Source organism: Streptomyces smyrnaeus (genome assembly GCF_017676345.1).
GTDB classification, from domain to species: domain Bacteria; phylum Actinomycetota; class Actinomycetes; order Streptomycetales; family Streptomycetaceae; genus Streptomyces; species Streptomyces smyrnaeus.
Map to the genome: position 1 here is coordinate 188,439 of NZ_JAFFZM010000011.1, position 17,337 is coordinate 205,775.

Genomic DNA, 17,337 nt, shown 5'->3' on the forward strand with positions numbered 1-17,337 from the left:
CGGGCTACCATGGGCGACCGTGACCAGTGCAGCACCCGCCTCGCCCGCGGAATCCACCCAACCGCCCGCCGCCTTCCGCTCGTTCGTCGCCCTGGGCGACTCCTTCACCGAGGGCATGTCGGATCTGCTGCCCGGCGGCGCATACCGGGGCTGGGCCGATGTGCTGGCGAGCCGGCTGGCCGCCCTGGAGCCGCAGTTCCGGTACGCCAACCTCGCGGTGCGCGGCAAGCTCATCGGACAGATCACCGCGGACCAGGTCGCGCCCGCCGCGGCGATGCGGGCCGAGCTGGTGACGCTGGTGGGCGGGCTCAACGACGTACTGCGGCCGGGCTGCGACACCGCGCGGGTGTGCGCACTGCTGGAGGAGTCCGTGGCCACGCTGGCGCCCAGTTGCGGGACGCTGGTGCTGATGCGCAGCCCCGGCCGCCGCGGCCCGGTGCTGGAGCGCTACCGGGCCCGGATGGAGCACTTGTTCGACTTCATCGACGGGCTGGCCGACCGGTACGGCGCGGTGGTGGTGGACCTCTTCGCCTCGGAGGCGCTGGGCGACCCCAGGATGTGGGCCGACGACCGGCTGCACCTCACCGCCGAAGGCCACCGGCGGGTGGCGGAAGCCGTCTGGCAGCGCCTCGGGCTGCCCGCCGAGTCCGACTGGAACGCTCCGCTGCCGCCCGCCGCCCCGCCCTCCTGGACAGCCCGCCGGGCAGCCGATCTGCGCTTCGCCCGCGTCCATCTGCTGCCCTGGATCGGGCGGCGGCTGACCGGCCGCTCCTCCGGTGACGGCCGGGCGCCCAAGCGGCCGGAGCTCATCCCCATGTAGGCGTACCCGGCATGGGGGGCTGCGCTTGCCACCCTGCTCCCCCGAGCTCTTCGAGCAGGGGGTACCCCCAGGGGCACCTCCCGGCCGGAGGCTGGGGGAGCGGACTGCCCAAGCGCAAGACCTGGACCATCAGGGGCGCGGGGAACTGCGCGACCGGCCACAAACGACCCGCAGCCCGCAGACACAGCAGGGGCCCCCTCACCGGCAGGTGGCGGCACAGCAGCGCGCAGCGGCCCGTAGACTCGGGCGGCGTGAGTGACAAGCCGCGTATCCCGAACGTCCTGGCGTCCCGCTACGCCTCCCCGGAACTGGTCCGTATCTGGTCCCCCGAGTCGAAGATCGTGCTGGAGCGGCGGCTGTGGCTCGCCGTGCTCAAGGCCCAGCGGGACCTGGGCATCACCGTGCCCGACGAGGCGGTGGCGGACTACGAGCGGGTCGTCGAGGAGGTCGACCTCGCCTCGATCGCGGAGCGCGAGAAGGTCACCCGGCACGACGTGAAGGCGCGGATCGAGGAGTTCAACGCGCTGGCCGGGCACGAGCACGTGCACAAGGGCATGACCTCGCGCGATCTGACGGAGAACGTCGAGCAGCTGCAGATCCGGCTCTCGCTGGAGCTGGTACGCGACCGCACGGTGGCGCTGCTGCACCGGCTGGGCACGCTGGCGGGCGAGCACGCGGCCCTGGTGATGGCCGGCCGCTCGCACAATGTCGCGGCGCAGGCCACCACGCTGGGCAAGAGGTTCGCGACGGGTGCCGACGAGCTGCTGGTCGCCTTCGAGCGGCTGGAGGAGCTGCTGCGCCGCTACCCGCTGCGCGGTATCAAGGGCCCGGTCGGCACCGCGCAGGACATGCTGGACCTGCTCGGCGGCGACCAGGAGATGCTCACCGACCTGGAGCGCCGCATCGCCGAGCACCTCGGCTTCGGCCGGGTGCTCACCTCCGTCGGGCAGGTCTATCCGCGCTCGCTGGACCACGAGGTGGTCACCGCGCTGGTGCAGCTGGCCGGCGCCCCCTCGTCGCTGGCCAAGACGATTCGGCTGATGGCGGGCCAGGAGCTGGTCACCGAGGGCTTCAAGGAGGGCCAGGTCGGCTCTTCGGCGATGCCGCACAAGATGAACACCCGCTCCTGCGAGCGCGTCAACGGCCTGATGGTGATCCTGCGCGGCTACGCCTCCATGGCCGGTGAGCTGGCGGGCGACCAGTGGAACGAGGGCGACGTGTCCTGCTCGGTGGTGCGCCGGGTCGCGCTGCCCGACGCGTTCTTCGCGTTCGACGGGATGCTGGAGACCTTCTTGACGGTGCTGGACGAGTTCGGTGTCTTCCCGGCCGTGGTGGCGCGGGAGCTGGACCGCTACCTGCCGTTCCTGGCGACGACGAAGGTACTGATGGGCGCCGTGCGCGCCGGGGTCGGCCGGGAGATCGCCCATGAAGTGATCAAGGAACACGCGGTCGCCTCCGCGCTGGCGATGCGCAAGGGCGCCGAGCACAACGAGCTGCTGGACCGGCTGGCGGCCGACTCGCGCATCCCGCTGGACCGCACCGCGCTGGGCGAGCTGATGGCGGACCGGCTGTCGTTCACCGGTGCGGCGGCGGCGCAGACGGCCGAGGTCGTCAGCCGCGTCCAGGAGGTTGCCCAGCTGCACCCGGAGGCCGTCGCCTACCGTCCGGGAGCGATCCTCTGAGTCCGCGGTTCACCAAGGAGGAGCTGGAGGCGGCCCGCGACCGGCTGGTGCCCGACGTGGCCACCGAGGGGCTGCGGGTGCTGTTCTGCGGCATCAACCCGGGCCTGCTCTCGGCGGCGACGGGCCACCATTTCGCCCGCCCCGGCAACCGGTTCTGGCCCGCGCTGCACGCCTCCGGCTTCACCCCGCGCAGGCTGCTCCCCCAGGAGGAGCAGGAGCTGCTGTCGTACGGCCTGGGCATCACCAACGTGGTCGCCCGGGCGACGGCGCGGGCCGACGAGCTGTCCCGCGAGGAGCTCGCCGAGGGCGGCCGGCTCCTGGCGGAGAAGGTGGCGCGGCTGCGGCCGAGCTGGCTGGCGGTGCTGGGCATAACGGCCTACCGCGCCGCCTTCGACGAGCCGGCCGCCGCGGTGGGCCCGCAGCAGCGGCTGGTCGGCGGGGCGCCGGTGTGGCTGCTGCCCAACCCCAGCGGGCTCAACGCGCACTACACGCCGCCCGCGCTGGCCGAGGAGTTCGGCAGACTGCGGGTGGCGGCGTCAGCCGAGGAGTGACGGTGTCCTCCTGCCCCGCTCCCCCACCGCCGCCAGGAGCTGGAAGGGCATGCCCTCACCGCGCCGGGCCAGGCCGACGCCCGTCCAGCGCTCCCCCACCGTCCAGACGGCCAGCTCGGCGACCCGCCAGCACAGCGTGCGCTCCGGTTCGGGCAGTTGAACGCCTTCCTCCTCCTTCGGCCGGACCGGGTCCCCGGCGTCCGGCAGCAGCGCGTCCAGATCGACGCTCTCCGGCTCGCCCCACTGCTGGGACAGCAGCACCACCAGCGCCTCGTGGTCGGCGCGTATGTCCTGCTCGGCCTCCAGGAGTTCGACCGGATCGCCGTCCGGGTCCGGATCGGCCGTACGTAAGGCGACGATGCGGGCGGTGGGCTCGGCCTGCAGCCGTCCGATTTCGGTGAGGTGGTGGGCGAGATGCATGGGAACAGTCAACCTCCCGGCACTGACAGCCGGTTGGACGGGCCGGGCGGCCACGGGAACGGCAGCCGTCCGGCCACCGGGAACAGCGAGCGGAAGCAGCGTCAGGTGACCGTGGTACCCCGGCTGCTCGCCGTGATTCCCCACAGCGGTTACGATCCGCCCCACGCGCACAGGCAGGGAGGCGGAGCGTGAGCAGGCTGACCGGAAGGGACCCGTCCCTGCTGCGGAGGATCAACTCCACGGTCGTGCTGCGGGCCCTGCGCGGCACCACGGCCCCCGAAGCGCTCACCCTCACCGAGCTGGTGCACGCCACGGAGCTGTCCCGGCCCACGGTCGAGGGCGTGGTCGAGGATCTGATCGAGGCCGGTCTGGTGGCCGAGGCGACGCACGACCCGCCGGGCGGCGCGGCCCGGCGGGGACGTCCAGCGCGCAGATTCCGGTTCCGTGCCGAGGCGGGCCAGCTGCTGGGCCTGGAGATCGGCCCGCACCGGGTGGCGGCCGTCCTCTCGGATCTGACCGGACGCCTCACCGGTTCCCTCACCCGTCAGGTGGCCGAGACCGCGGAGGCCGACGCGCGGCTGGAGCGGATCCGCGGCACCGTCGCCGAACTGCTGCGCAGGACCGGCACCGCGCGGGACACACTGCGCGCGGTGGGCGTCGGCACCCCCGGCATCGTGGAGGCCGATGGCACGGTGCGGCTGGGCACGGCGCTGCCCGGCTGGACGGGGCTGGCCCTGGGCGAGCGGCTACGACGGTCGTTCCGCTGCCCCGTGCTGGTGGAGAACGACGCCAATGCGGCGGCGCTGGCCGAACACTGGAAGGGCGCCGCGCGCGGCGTGGACGACGTGGTGATGGTGCTCGCCGGGCTGAGCCCGGGTGCCGGCTCGCTGATCGGCGGCCGGCTGCACCGCGGATTCGGCGGCGCGGCCGGGGAGATCGGGGCGCTGCATCTGCTCGGCCGGGAGGTGAGACCCGAACGGCTGCTGTCCACGACGGACGAGCCGCTGCACCCGCTCGACGAGGCGGCCGTGGCCCGGGTGTTCGCCCAGGCCAGGGGCGGGGACGACCAGGCGCGCCGGGCCATGGACCGCTTCTTGGCCAGGCTGGTGCACGACGTGGCGGCGCTGGTGCTGGCGCTGGACCCGGAGCTGCTGGTGGTCGGCGGCTGGGCCTCGGGGCTGGACGGAGTGCTGGACCCGCTGCGCGCCGAGTTGGAGCGCTACTGTCTGCGCCCGCCGCGGGTGGCCCTCTCCCGCCTGGGTGAGACGGCAGTGGCGACGGGGGCTCTGCGGGTCGCCCTCGATCATGCGGAGAGCGAGCTGTTCACGCTGTCGGAGGAGGCGGAACCCGCCCGCTGACCGGGGGCCGTGGCGGGCGAGGGCGTCAGCTCGCCAGCAGCGCGACCGCGTCGGTGTCGCTGAAGGAGAGCCGGCAGGTGTCGGCGCGGTAGGTCGCGACCGAGACGGCGGCCGTGCCGCCGTCGGCGAGATACCGCGTGGTCACGACCAGGACCGGGGCGCCGGGCAGCCGGTCGAGCCGGCGTGCGTCGTCGGCGCGCGCCGATCCCAGCTCCACCGTACGGTCCTGCCCCGCGAGCTGGAGCCGGTGCAGTTCGCGCAGCACCGCACGGGCCCGCGCCGCTCCGCTCGGCTCCTCCTCGACGTCTGCGGCGAGGCCGGGGACCGAGGCGGTGGGGACGTACAACACCTCGGACGCCACTTGCTGACCGCCGGTCGTCCGGCTGCGGCGCACCGCGTGCACGGCCGCGTCACCGGCCACGCCGAGCATCCGGGCCACGGGCGCGGGTGCCGGGGCGGCCTCGTGCTCCTCGGTGTGCCAGGCGTCGCCCGGCGCTCCGGGCCAGGTGTGGGGGCCGGCCTCGGAACCGACGTCCACGCCCACCCGGGGCGGGGCGACCGTCGTGCCGACGCCCCGGCGACGTTGCAGGCGCCCCTCCAGTTCGAGCTGTTCGAGGGCCTGGCGGAGCGTGGCTCGGGCCACGCCGAAGCGGGCGGCCAGCTCGCGCTCGTTCGGAAGGATCTCGCCGACGGCGAACTCGGAGTCGAGCGCGTCGGACAGCACGGTCTTCAGATGCCAGTACTTCGGCTCCGGCACCGTCTCCAGCTGCGTGGTCCCCACCCTTGCCTCCGCAATCCCCGTACGCCCGGCGGGCGCTGTGTGGCGGTGTTCCGCGTCCTTGTTTATGCGTCCTTGTTTTTTAAAGGACCTTGCGTATGCCACACCGACGATAGGACGGCCCTCACCCTTGGTCAAGACCAATGCCCCGGTCACCCCCTTGCCGACCCCCCGCCGCACTGCAATGATCGATCATCGATCATTGCCGATCCGCCCCCGCGCCCGGAGGACCCATGACCCGCCCCCGCACCCCCGCCTCCCTGCAGCGCGTCACCGTCGTCACCGGCGGCAGCCGCGGCATCGGCGCCGCCACGGCCCTGCGACTGGCCCGGGACGGTCACCACATCGGCATCGGCTACGCCGACGACCAGGAGGCGGCAGCGCGTACGGCAGCGGCTGTGCGCGAAGTCGGGGGCGCGGCCGTCACCGTTCAGCTGGACACCAGCGAGGCGGCCGGCGTCGACCGCCTCTTCGACACCGTGCGGGAAGAACTCGGCCCGATCACCGGGCTGGTCAACAACGCGGGCATCTCCGGGCCGCTGGGCCGGTTCACCGAGACCTCGCCGGAGGTGATGCGCCGCGTCGTGGACGTCAATGTGACGGGGGCGCTGCTGTGCGCCCGGCGTGCCCTGCGGGAGATGTCCACCGCGCACGGCGGGCGCGGCGGCGCGATCGTGAACATCTCCTCCTGTGCCGCCACCCTCGGCTCCCCCGGCGAGTATGTGCACTACGCCGCGTCGAAGGCCGCCGTCGACGCCATGACGGTGGGGCTGGCCAAGGAGTTCACCGGCGAGGGGGTACGCGTCAACTGCGTCCAGCCGGGATCGGTCCTCACCGATATGCACGCGAAGATGGGCGATCCGGACCGGGCGTGGAAGAAGGCGGAGATCACTCCGGCCCGGCGCCCGGGCGAGCCGGAGGAGATCGCCGACGCCGTCGCCTGGCTGCTCGGCGACGAGGCGTCCTACACCTCGGGCGCGGTGCTCAGGGTCGCGGGAGGCCTGTGACGGCGAGCCGGCGCGGTGTCACTCCCCCACGCCCTGCAGGTGGGTGAGCTTCCCGGGGTTGCGGATCAGATAGATGGCCTGGATCAGACCGTCTGCCACGTCCACGGAGAAGACCGCGTCAGGCCGTCCCCCGTGGGTCGCCAGTGCCCCGGGACCGCCGTTCAGTTCCAGGAGGTGGACGTCGAACGCGGGGTCGCGCACGCCTTCCTGTGCGACAGCGGCCAGGAACCGGCCGACCTTGTCGGCGCCCAGGATGACGCGGCGCGGCGCCTTGGCGCCGCCCCCGCTGTCGGAGACCAGCCGCACATCCGGCGCGAGCACCGAGACCAGCCCTTGGAGGTCGCCTTCCAGCGCGGCCTTCAAGAAGCGCTCGGTCAGATCGCGCTGCAGTCCGGGGTCGACCTCGAAGCGCGGCTTGCGCTCCGCCACATGCCGCCGGGCGCGCCCGGCGAGTTGGCGTACGGCGGACTCGGACCGCTCCAGCGTCCGGGCGATCTCCGCGTACGGGAAGCCGAAGGCCTCACGCAGCACGAACACGGCACGCTCCAGCGGCGAGAGTGACTCCAGCACCACGAGCACCGCCAGGGAGACCGACTCAGCGAGCACCGCGCGCTCGGCGCCCTCCTGCTGCGAGGGCGCCACTGTCGCTTCGAAGTCGGTGACCAATGGCTCGGGCAGCCAGGTGCCGACGTACGCCTCGCGCCGGGACTGCGCCTGGCGGAGCCGGTCGATGGCCAGCCGGGTGGTGACGCGCACCAGATAGCCGCGCGGCTCACGCACCTGTGCACGGTCGGCGGCCGACCACCGCAGCCACGCCTCCTGCACCACGTCCTCGGCGTCGGCCACCCGGCCCAGCATGCGGTAGGCCACCCCGAGGAGCACGGCCCGGTGCTCCTCGAAGACCTCGGTCACCTCGGCGGTCGGGTCAGCGGTCACCCTGTCATCATGCCACCGGGCCGCGGGCGCCAGGCTGCGCGGGGCTTCCCTGCGCGGGCGCTTGCTGACATCGTGTCAACGAGCCGCAGCAGCACTCGTCCCCCGGCGCGCGCCCCACGGCGACGCGCCACGCAGCACCGCAGGAACCGTAGGAGTGGCCATGCCCGCCGTCTTCACCCCGCAGACGCCCGCCCAGGACTCCGCCTCCGTCGTGGAGGTCCCACGCCCCGGACGGCCGCCGTTCCAGGTCGCCTACGAGCGGCGCGGCTCCGGCGAGCCGATGCTGCTGCTGCACGGCATCGGCCACCACTGGCAGGCGTGGGAGCCGGTGCTGACCGTGCTCGCGGGAAGCTACGACGTGATCGCGCTCGACCTGCCCGGGTTCGGCGCCTCCCCCGGGCTGCCCGAAGGGGTCTCCTACGGGCTGGAGAGCGTGGTGCCGCTGCTCGCCGAGACCTGCACGGCCCTCGGTGTCGAACGGCCCCATGTGGCGGGCAACTCGCTGGGCGGGCTGCTGGCCCTGGAGATGGGGCTGCACGGCTTCGCCCGTTCGGTCACCGCCCTGGCGCCCGCCGGTTTCTTCACCCGGCCCGAACAGCTGTACGCCTTCACCGTGCTGCGCGGGATGCGCGCCGGGGCGCGGAGCCTGCCGGACCCGGTGGTGGAGGTGCTGGCCCGTACCGCAGCCGGGCGGGCGGCGCTGACGGGCACCATCTACGCACGCCCCGGCCGGCGCTCCGCCGACGCCGTGGTCGCCGAGACCCGCGCCCTTCGCCGGGCGGTCGGCTTCGCCCCGGTGCTGGCCCAGGGCCGGCACCCCGGGGCGAGCTTCGGCCACACCATCCGCGACATCCCGGTGACCATCGGCTGGGGCGACCGGGACCGTCTGCTCCTGCGCCGCCAAGGAGTCCGCGCCAAGCGCGCGATCCCCGCCGCCCGGCTGGTCCGGCTCCGCGGCTGCGGCCACGTCCCCATGAACGACGACCCCGCCACGGTCGCCCGCGTCATCACCGACACGGCGCGGCAGGCCGACGTGGAACGCGCCCTGCCCGCCGCCAGGTAGTCAGCTCAGCTCGCTCTCGATCCGCAGCTCCAGGGCACCGGCCTCACTCACCCGTTCGGCCACCACGCCGTGCGGGTCGGGCGTACCGGCCGGATAGGCGGCACGTACCCGGGTCAGCCTGTTGACGGCCTGGTCGTAGCGGCCCAGGTCCACTTCCAGCGCGGCAGCCCGCAGCTCGGCGCTCGTCGCCTCGTGCAACCCCGCCTCGCCGCAGTCGTGGAAGGCGGCCACGGCCCGGTCCGCGTACTCGATGCCCCTGGTGCAGCACTCCACCGCCTCGGCGTCCTGCTCTCCCGGCGCCGGTGGCACCGTCACCGGCTCGATCAGCAACTCGGCTGTCTGCCGGTAGGTGTGGCCGATCTCCAGCCGGAGCCGTAGCCGCTGTTCCTTCTCCAGCTGGTCCCCCGGGTCGCGGAGGAGAGCCGCGATCTCCTCCTGCGCCGCCTCCATGCACGCCAGCGACTCGGCCACGGGCGCGCCCGACTCCATCGCCAGCCACGCCCTCGCGTGCAGCGTACGGATCACCGCGTGCGGGTCCCCCAGCGCCCGCCACAGCTCCTCGGCCCGCCCGTACAGCTGCCCCGCGGCGGTGTACTGCCCGGAGGCGCGGTGGGTGTCGGCGGCCAGATGGGTGACCACGGCACGCCCGTGCCGGTCCTGCCACGCGTGCGGCAGATCGGCGGCCCGACGGAGCAGCCCGGCGGCGGTCCGCAGCTGTTCGGGCCGCGCGCAGGAGTGGCCGAGCCACACGCAGGCCTGCACGATGCCCGGTTCGTCGGGCACCTCCAACAGCTCGCCGAGGGCCGCGACCAGGACGGCGGCCGCCTCGTCGGGCTGCTCCAGAGCCACCAGGCAGCCGCCGAGACGGAGCCTGGCGCGGGACGCCTCGAAGTCGCCGCCCGAGGTCTGGAGGGCGTGGACGGCGTGCCGGAGGGATTCGGCCTCCTCGCCGAGCAGCCCCTGCGCGGCGTGCACATCGGCGTGCATCAGATGAAGACGCGCGAGGTCGGCCGGGGTGCGGGCGGCCGCGCCCTCCCGCTCGCGCAAGGCGCCGCGCAGCACCTCGGCGGCCCGCTTGTGGTCACCGGTCTCCATCAGCAGCCGGGCCCGGGCCACTTCGGGCCCGGTGGCCGACCAGGGGCGGCCCGCCTCATGGAAGAGGCCGGCCGCCTCGGCCAGCAGCTCGCCCGCCCGTACCGCGTCGCCGCGCTGGGCCGCCAGCCGCCCGCGGGTCTCGGTGGCCTCGGCGATCCGGGCACGGACGGCGGGCTCGGAGCTGTCGGGCAGGGCCAGGGCGACGAGTTCGGCCAGTTCGGCGTCGAGCGCGTCGGCGACCGGACCCAGTGAATCGGCCGCGGCGCTGTCGGCGCTGTCCACGCGTTCTGCCCCGGTGGTGCGCGCGGTACGGCCCGATTGCGCCGCGTCGAAGGGGGTGCCGCCCCCATGACCGCCGGCCTCCAGCACCCCTCCGAGTTCGTGTGCCCGCATCCGGGCGCGGGTCAGCAGTACGGCGGTGGCGTGCCGGGTGCCGATGCGGTGTTCCGCGTGCAGGTGCCTGGCCTGGGTGCACAGCGCGTCGATGGACTCGGGCGGCACGGCCGCGCCTTCGGCTGCGAAGGAGGCGGCGAAGGCTGCGCGTGCCCGGCACGCGAGGGCCTCGCCGGGCAGCTCGGCCCCGGCGAAGAGGCTCGCCGCCTCGGTGAAGCGGGCGGCTCCGGTGGCCGGGTCGGTCAAGGCCAGCTCCATGGCCCGGTGGTCGAGGAGTTCGGCCCGCTCCCCTTGGCCGAGCTGTACGCCGGTGCGGGCGACGGCGTCCTCGACGGCGGCCCACCGGGCTGCCGCGTCCGGGTGCCCCGCGGCACTCAGCCGCCGCGCCTCGTCCAGCAGCCGGTACGGGTCCGGAACGGCCGTCCCGCCCGCGGCCCCGGTCACGGCCTCGGAGCCCGTCCCGGCCTCGGAGCCGGCCCCGGAGGACGGGAGCACCACGGCACCGACGCCGAGCGGCAGGCGCGGGACCCGCGGTGACGCGGCCTGCCGGGCGCGGACGGCCGCACCGTGCAGTGCGGTGCCGGCCCGCCGGTCGAAGCGGTCCGCCACCTGACGGGCCTGCGAGGCGGCGTACTCCAGCAGCGAGTCGGCGTCCCACTCCCGTCCCGCCGGCCCGGGGACGGCAAGGGCGCCGTGGCCGAGTTCGACGAGCCGTCGCATCAGCAGCGCCACGGCGGACATCCACACCTCGTACCCGGGGGCGTCCTCCTGCTCCTGCCAGCGCGTCCCGTCCTGCTCGGCGAGGATCTCCAGACCCCACGCCTCGTTGCCGGTGAGGGCGCAGAACTCCAGATGCCGGGCGAGGGCCCCGCGCCCGGTCGGCTCCTCCCGCACCAGCAGGTGGCCCGCGAGGTGCCTGCTGCGGGCCTCGGCGGTGCGTCCCAGGCGCAGCAGCGGGGCGAGGGAGACGGCCAGCAGATACGGCCGGCTGCTGCCGCACGGGTACTCACCGCGCAGCACCGGCTCCCACAGGCGCAGCGCCGCCTCGTCCTCGGCAGCCCCGCTGCCCGGAGTCTCGGCCTCCGCCTCCTCGGCGCGGATCGCATGTGCCCGGCCGCGCCAGGCCAGCTCGCAACCCGCGCAGTCGGCGCTGCGGTCGCGTTCGGCCTCCAGCCACGCATCGTAGGCCCGGGTGGCGCGCTGCCGGTCACCGAACCGCTGGGCGGCCAGGAACTCGCGGGCGTGCACGGCGCGTTGCGACAGGCCCGCCTCGGTGTGGCTGCGGGCCAGCAGGGTGAGCCACTCCTCGATGTCCGCCAGTGGTGTCCCCGGGTCGGCGATCAGGTCCTCCACGGCCCATCGCAGCGACCACAGCAGCGCGAACGCGGTCTCGTCGTCGAACGCTCCCGGGTCCTCCTCCCACAGCCGCAGCGCCCGCGCCACGGGGGCGGGGGTGGTGCGTCCGGCGGAGCCGAAGGCGCGGCTGGCGGCCAGATGCACCAGCGCCGCGCCCAGCGCGGCGCGCGCCTCTCGGCCGCCGTCCCGCGCCGGTGTCTCGGCCTCCGCGACCAGCTCCACCGCGCGGGCGACACGCTCGGGGCCGTGCGGCGCCAGGCCCCACGCCCGGATGTCCGCACGGAGCTGGGCAGGCGTACGGCTGGTGGTCATCGGGCCTCCTGGGCCGGGGTGGGGCGGGCGGGCGGCATGCGGGTGGAGTTGTCCGTGAAGCGGCATCCTAGGCCGCGGAGGCGGCTGGAGGCCGGGAGTCGGGTGCCCCCCTTCTGTCCGGTGTGACACCGGTGTTCACTGGGGCTTCGTGTGTACGGCACCCGAACGGGATAGAGGTAACCGGACACAGGCAACACGGGTAACAGCTGACACGGTGACAGCTCGACATGGGTGACAGCCGGCACGGGTGGCAGCTGACACGCTTGGAGGAGGCCCGCACATGGCACAAGGCGATCCGACGACCGGCAGATCCCCCGCCCGGCGGACGGTGCTGCGCGGCACGGTCGGCGCGGGGGCGGCGCTGTCCCTGCCGCTGGTCGGCGCGGCGGCACCCGCACAGGCGCGGCGCGGTCGCCCGTCGGCCGAGTGGGGCGTACAGGCGGGGGACGTGACCACGACCTCCGGGCTGGTGTGGGTGCGTGCGGACCGCCGGGCGCGCATGGTGGTGGAGACGGCGGCCACCGAGTCGTTCCGCAACCCGAAGCGGTGGTACGGGCCCGTGGTGGGGCCGGACACCGACTTCACGGGCCGTACCGCACTGCACGGGCTGCCGCCGGGCGAGCAGATCCACTACCGGGTGATCCTGGCCGACCCCGACGACCCGCGGCGATCCGGCCGGCCGGTGCACGGCACGTTCCGCACGGCGCCGGCGCGCCGACGCGACGTACGGTTCCTGTGGTCGGGTGACCTGGCGGGACAGGGCTGGGGCATCAACCCGGACCGGGGCGGTTATCCGATCTTCGACCGGATGCGGAAGCTGAACCCGGACTTCTTCCTCAACAGCGGCGACACCATCTACGCGGACTCCCCCATCCAGGAGCGGGTGGAGCTGCCGGACGGCGGGGTGTGGCGCAACGTCACCACCGAGGAGAAGTCGAAGGTGGCCGAGACCCTGGCGGAGTTCCGCGGCAACTTCCGCTACAACCTGCTGGCCGACAATCTGCGCCGGTTCAACGCGCAGGTGCCCTCGATCGTGCAGTGGGACGACCACGAGGTGCTCAACAACTGGTACCCGGGCGAGATCCTGGACGACGACCGGTACACCGTCAAGGACGTCTCCACCCTCGCAGCCCGCTCGCTGCGGGCCTTCAGCGAGTACTTCCCCATCAGCACCCTGCCGCCCGCGGACGAGGACGGACGCGTCTACCGCGTGGTGCGGCACGGCCCGCTGCTGGATGTGTTCGTCCTGGACATGCGCAGCTACCGGAACGCCAACTCGCCGGGCCGCCGGCCGGACGACACCCAGGGCATCCTGGGCGAGCGGCAGCTGAAGTGGCTCAAGCGGGAGCTGTCGCGCTCCCGCGCGGTGTGGAAGGTGATCGCCTCGGACATGCCGCTCGGGCTGGTCGTGTCGGACGGCAAGACCGACTTCGAGGCGGTCGCACAGGGTGATCCGGGTGCCCCGCTGGGCCGGGAGCTGCAGATCGCGGAGCTGCTGCGGCACATCAAGCACCGGCGGATCACCGGCACGGTGTGGTTCACCACGGATGTGCACCACACCTGTGCGCAGCGGTACGACCCCGACCGGGCGGCGTTCAAGGACTTCGAGCCGTTCTGGGAGTTCGTCTCCGGGCCGCTGAACGCGGGCGGGTTCGGCGCACTGAAGCTGGACGGCACCTTCGGTCCCGACCAGAGGTTCATCAAGGCACCGACCCGCGCCAACACACCGCCGACCGAGGGCGGGCAGTACTTCGGCCAGGTCGACATCGACGGCTCCACCGGCGCGATGACGGTGCGGCTGCGCGAGGAGAGCGGCGCGGTGCTGTTCACCCAGGCGCTCCGGCCCGGCCGGGTGGGACAGTAGCGCGGGGCGGGCGGCAGCCGTGACCGAGCAGCATCCCGCGTTCAGCTACGCGCCCGTCGGCCGCACCGCGCACGGGGTGACGCCGCCCGGTTTCCGCCCGCTGTGCGTACGTACTCCCCTGGGCACCGGCGAGGCCGTCTTCGAGGCGGCCTCGCGGGCCGTGCTGGAGTGGCGGATGCACCGAGCGATGGGCGTACGGATGGAGACGGACGCCGAACGGGCGGCGCCCGGCGTACAGGTGACGGTGGGCCTGGGCATCGGGCCGCTGCGGGTGTACGGACCCTGCCGGGTGGTGTGGCTGGTGGAGGACGAGCGCCGCGCCGGATGGGCGTACGGCACGCTGCCGGGTCATCCGCAGTGCGGCGAGGAGGCGTTCTGGGTCGAGCAGGCCGTGGACGGCCGGGTCCGGCTGACCGTATGGTCCTACAGCAACCCGGCGGTGTGGTGGACACGCGCGGCGGGCCCCCTGGTGCCGGTGCTGCAGCGGCTGTACGCGCACCGGTGCGGGCAGGTGCTGCGGCGACTGGCGCGGGAGCGGCCCCCCACAGGGTGAATGCTCAACAGATGACTCAAAAGGGATGTTTGGCCGCCAGGCGCTCTTTTTACGCACCTGTCACGCATCGTTCGTGGTCAGGCAACGACCGTCCGGGAGGGTGGTCGTATGGCTGATGACTCTGCCGCGAAGAAGGCGGGCACCACGACCGGGGCGACGACGCGTCCCTGGCACCGTGCGACGACGGCCGCACGGGAGGGATGGCGGGCGTGGCGCGCCCGCCAGGTGCACGGCGAGGGCCCCCGGGAGGGCGCCGGGGCAGGTGGCCGCCCGTGCCCCGAGGGCACCACCTGCCTGTGGCGGGTACGCACGACCGTACGGGAGGAACCCGGCTCCCTCGCGCGGGTGTGCGGCGCGCTGGCGGCGGGCCGGGTCGACATCCTCACCCTGCAGACCCACCCGCTCGGCGACCGCACGGTGGACGAGTTCCTGCTGCGCACCCCCGCGGCGCTGGAGGCACCCGAACTGACCCGGCTGCTGTCCGAGGCCGGCGGCGACGACACCTGGGCCGAGCGGGCCGACGCCCACGACCTGGTGGACACCCCCACCCGGATCCTCGGCCTGGCCACCCGGGCCGCACTCGACTCCGCCGAACTCCCGCTGGCCCTGCGGACGTTGCTGGGCCGCTGCACGATCCGCTCGGTCCCCGGCGACACCCCCGCCCAGGGCACACTGGAGGGTACGCTACTGCGCCTGCCCGACCCTGCCGGAGGAGAGATCGTCGTGGAACGGCACCATGTGCCCTTCACCCCCACCGAGTTCGCACGGGCACACGCTCTGGTGCAGCTGGACGCGCGGCTGGGACGGCGCGCCCCGCGCGAGCAGCACGCGCTGACGCTGCCCGAGGGCCGGGCCGTGTCGATCCGCCGCGCCGACGAGGGCGACCTCGACGCCGCGCTGGCGATGCACGCCCGCTGCTCGAAGCAGACCCTCGGCAGCCGCTACCACGGCCCCGTCAAGGACGCCGACCGCTATCTGCGGCATCTGCTCTCCCCCCGGTTCGGCCGCACCCTCGCGGTGGAGTCACCCGCGGGCGAGCTGGTGGCGCTCGGCCATCTGCTGTGGGACGGCGACGAGACCGAGGCGGCGCTGCTGGTCGAGGACGCCTGGCAGCGGCGGGGTATCGGTTCGGCACTGCTGCGGCGGCTGATCGGCATGGCCCGCGAGGCGCGCTGCGAGAGCGTCTACGCGGTCACCCAGTCGTCCAACACGGGAATGGTCGCCGCGATGCGCGGACTGGGGCTGCCGCTCGACTACCAGGTCGAGGAGGGCACGCTGGTGGTGACCGCGGCGCTGACACCCGCCGCCGTGGCGCCGCGCTGAGCGCCGCCCCGCACACCGACCGCCACGGCACCGTGCGTCGGCATTCCACCTGCGGCGTCCCGGTGCTGACGGCAGGGGTGTCGGCGTACGAGTATGGGCGCATGTCCGATGCGATCAACACAGCGACCCCCGGTCCCCTGCCCCGTCAGGTGGCCGACACCTACGTCGACGCGCTCGTCGAACTCGACCCGATCTCCGGCACCTACCTCGGGGTGCCCGAGAGCCACGGCAAGCTGCCCGACTTCTCCCCCGCGGGCCAGGAGGCGGTGGCCGTACTCAACCGCACCACCCTTGAGGAGTTGGCCGCTGCCGAGGCGCGGCCCGGCGGCGACAGCGACGAGGAGCGGCGCTGCGCGCGGCTGCTGCGCGAGCGGCTGACCGCCGAGCTGGCCGTGCACGAGGCAGGTGAGGGGCTGCGCGCCGTCAGCAACCTCAACTCGCCCCTCCACGCGGTGCGCGGCATCTTCACCGTGATGCCGTCCGAGACGAAGGAGGACTGGGAGGCGGTCGCCGACCGGATGCGGGCGATGCCGCTCGCGCTCGACGGATACCGCGCCTCCCTCGCCGAGGGCCTCTCCCGCGGGCTGTACGCCGGGCCCCGGCAGGTGTCCACGGTGCTGGGACAGCTGGCGCAGTGGCTGGGCGAGAAGGACTCGGAAGACGACCGGGGCTGGTTCGCGCAGTTCGCCGGCGGCTGCCCCGACACCCTCCGTCCCGAGCTCGGCGAAGCGGCTGCCGAGGCCACCCGCGCCGTCTCCGAGCTGCGCGACTGGCTGCGGGACGTGTACGCACCGGGCATCGCCGGCGCCCCCGAGACGGTGGGCCGCGAGCGGTACGCGCGCTGGGCGCGCTATTGGAACGGCGCGGATCTCGACCTGGAGGAGGCCTACCACTACGGCTGGGAGGAGTTCCACCGGCTGCTCGGCGAGATGCGCACCGAGGCGGAGGAGGTCCTTCCCGGCGCGAAGACCCCCTGGGAGGCGCTGCGCCATCTGGACACGCACGGCGAGGCCATCGAGGGCGTCGACGCGGTCCGCGAATGGCTCCAGGGGCTGATGGACGAGGCCATCAGCGAGCTGGACGGCACCCACTTCGAGCTGGCCGATCCGGTGCGCCGGGTGGAGGCCAGGATCGCCCCGCCCGGCAGCGCCGCCGCGCCGTACTACACCCAGCCGTCGCTGGACTTCTCCCGGCCGGGCCGCACCTGGCTGCCCACCATGGGCGAGACCCGGTTCCCGGTCTACGACCTGGTCAGCACCTGGTACCACGAGGGTGTGCCCGGACACCATCTGCAGCTCGCGCAGTGGACGTACGTCGCCGACAAGCTCTCCCGCTACCAGACGACCGTCGGCATGGTCAGCGCCAACGCCGAGGGCTGGGCACTGTACGCCGAACGGCTCATGGACGAGCTCGGCTTCCTGACCACGGCCGAGCGGCGACTGGGCTATCTGGACGCGCAGATGATGCGCTCCACCCGGGTCATCGTCGACATCGGTATGCACCTGGAACTGGAGATCCCCGCCGACTCCCCCTTCCACCCGGGCGAGCGGTGGACTCCCGAACTGGCGCAGGAGTTCTTCGGCATGCACAGCGGCCGCCCCGCCGACTTCGTGGAGAGCGAGCTGGTGCGCTACCTGGGTATGCCGGGTCAGGCGATCGGCTACAAGCTGGGCGAGCGCGCCTGGCTGGAGGGTCGCGACGCGGCGCGGCGCGAGCGCGGCGCCGCGTTCGACGCCAAGGCCTGGCACATGGCGGCGCTCTCGCTCGGCTCGCTGGGCCTCGATGATCTGGTGAGGGAGCTGTCGGCGCTCTGAGCAGCTGAGCCG

General features: G+C 73.9%; 14 protein-coding genes. 10 read left to right on the top strand and 4 right to left on the bottom strand.

The window, feature by feature from the left end; all coding sequences use genetic code 11:
* Positions 1-19 precede the first annotated feature (19 nt).
* The 3 genes from JW613_RS19565 to mug all read left to right on the top strand — a co-directional run bounded on the left by JW613_RS19565 (position 20) and on the right by mug (position 3,053).
* The gene (locus JW613_RS19565; RefSeq protein WP_209212112.1) at positions 20-820 is read left to right on the top strand and encodes an SGNH/GDSL hydrolase family protein; all 801 of its coding nucleotides are present in this window, start codon (positions 20-22) and stop codon (positions 818-820) included.
* A 251-nt stretch (positions 821-1,071) separates the two neighbouring features.
* Positions 1,072-2,502, top strand: coding sequence for an adenylosuccinate lyase (purB, locus tag JW613_RS19570; protein WP_209212113.1), 1,431 nt, complete (start codon positions 1,072-1,074; stop codon positions 2,500-2,502).
* A gap of 47 nt (positions 2,503-2,549) precedes the next feature.
* The gene (gene mug / locus JW613_RS19575) at positions 2,550-3,053 is read left to right on the top strand and encodes a G/U mismatch-specific DNA glycosylase (RefSeq protein WP_209212114.1); all 504 of its coding nucleotides are present in this window, start codon (positions 2,550-2,552) and stop codon (positions 3,051-3,053) included.
* On the opposite strand, the gene JW613_RS19580 is transcribed toward mug, so the two are convergent.
* The gene (locus tag JW613_RS19580) at positions 3,039-3,473 is read right to left on the bottom strand and encodes a hypothetical protein (protein ID WP_209212115.1); all 435 of its coding nucleotides are present in this window, start codon (positions 3,471-3,473) and stop codon (positions 3,039-3,041) included. The genes mug and JW613_RS19580 overlap by 15 nt on opposite strands.
* A gap of 188 nt (positions 3,474-3,661) precedes the next feature.
* On the opposite strand from JW613_RS19580, the gene JW613_RS19585 reads away from it, so the two are divergent.
* Positions 3,662-4,831, top strand: a complete 1,170-nt coding sequence (locus JW613_RS19585) for an ROK family protein (protein WP_209212116.1) — start codon at positions 3,662-3,664, stop codon at positions 4,829-4,831.
* Positions 4,832-4,856: 25 nt separating this feature from the next.
* On the opposite strand, the gene JW613_RS19590 is transcribed toward JW613_RS19585, so the two are convergent.
* The gene (locus JW613_RS19590) at positions 4,857-5,612 is read right to left on the bottom strand and encodes a GntR family transcriptional regulator (RefSeq protein ID WP_209212117.1); all 756 of its coding nucleotides are present in this window, start codon (positions 5,610-5,612) and stop codon (positions 4,857-4,859) included.
* Positions 5,613-5,842: 230 nt separating this feature from the next.
* On the opposite strand from JW613_RS19590, the gene JW613_RS19595 reads away from it, so the two are divergent.
* A complete protein-coding gene (locus JW613_RS19595) occupies positions 5,843-6,616 on the top strand; it encodes an SDR family oxidoreductase (protein WP_209212118.1) in 774 nt (257 codons plus the stop codon).
* A gap of 18 nt (positions 6,617-6,634) precedes the next feature.
* Here JW613_RS19595 and sigJ read toward each other — a convergent pair whose 3' ends face one another.
* Entirely contained in the window at positions 6,635-7,552 is a 918-nt protein-coding gene (gene sigJ / locus JW613_RS19600; protein WP_307865952.1) for an RNA polymerase sigma factor SigJ, read from the bottom strand.
* Positions 7,553-7,712: 160 nt separating this feature from the next.
* Between sigJ and JW613_RS19605 the strand changes: the two genes are divergently transcribed.
* Positions 7,713-8,615, top strand: coding sequence for an alpha/beta fold hydrolase (locus JW613_RS19605; protein ID WP_209212119.1), 903 nt, complete (start codon positions 7,713-7,715; stop codon positions 8,613-8,615).
* On the opposite strand, the gene JW613_RS19610 is transcribed toward JW613_RS19605, so the two are convergent.
* Complete coding sequence (locus tag JW613_RS19610) at positions 8,616-11,771, bottom strand: hypothetical protein (protein ID WP_209212120.1); 3,156 nt, start codon at positions 11,769-11,771, stop codon at positions 8,616-8,618.
* 280 nt (positions 11,772-12,051) lie between these two features.
* Here JW613_RS19610 and JW613_RS19615 point away from each other — a divergent pair, with 280 nt between their 5' ends.
* From JW613_RS19615 to JW613_RS19630, 4 genes are all read left to right on the top strand, one after another.
* A complete protein-coding gene (locus JW613_RS19615) occupies positions 12,052-13,635 on the top strand; it encodes an alkaline phosphatase D family protein (RefSeq protein WP_209212121.1) in 1,584 nt (527 codons plus the stop codon).
* A gap of 19 nt (positions 13,636-13,654) precedes the next feature.
* A complete protein-coding gene (locus JW613_RS19620) occupies positions 13,655-14,188 on the top strand; it encodes a DUF1990 domain-containing protein (RefSeq protein ID WP_209212122.1) in 534 nt (177 codons plus the stop codon).
* A gap of 108 nt (positions 14,189-14,296) precedes the next feature.
* The gene (locus tag JW613_RS19625) at positions 14,297-15,511 is read left to right on the top strand and encodes a GNAT family N-acetyltransferase (RefSeq protein WP_209212123.1); all 1,215 of its coding nucleotides are present in this window, start codon (positions 14,297-14,299) and stop codon (positions 15,509-15,511) included.
* Positions 15,512-15,612: 101 nt separating this feature from the next.
* Entirely contained in the window at positions 15,613-17,325 is a 1,713-nt protein-coding gene (locus JW613_RS19630) for a DUF885 domain-containing protein (RefSeq protein WP_209212124.1), read from the top strand.
* Positions 17,326-17,337: the final 12 nt, after the last annotated feature.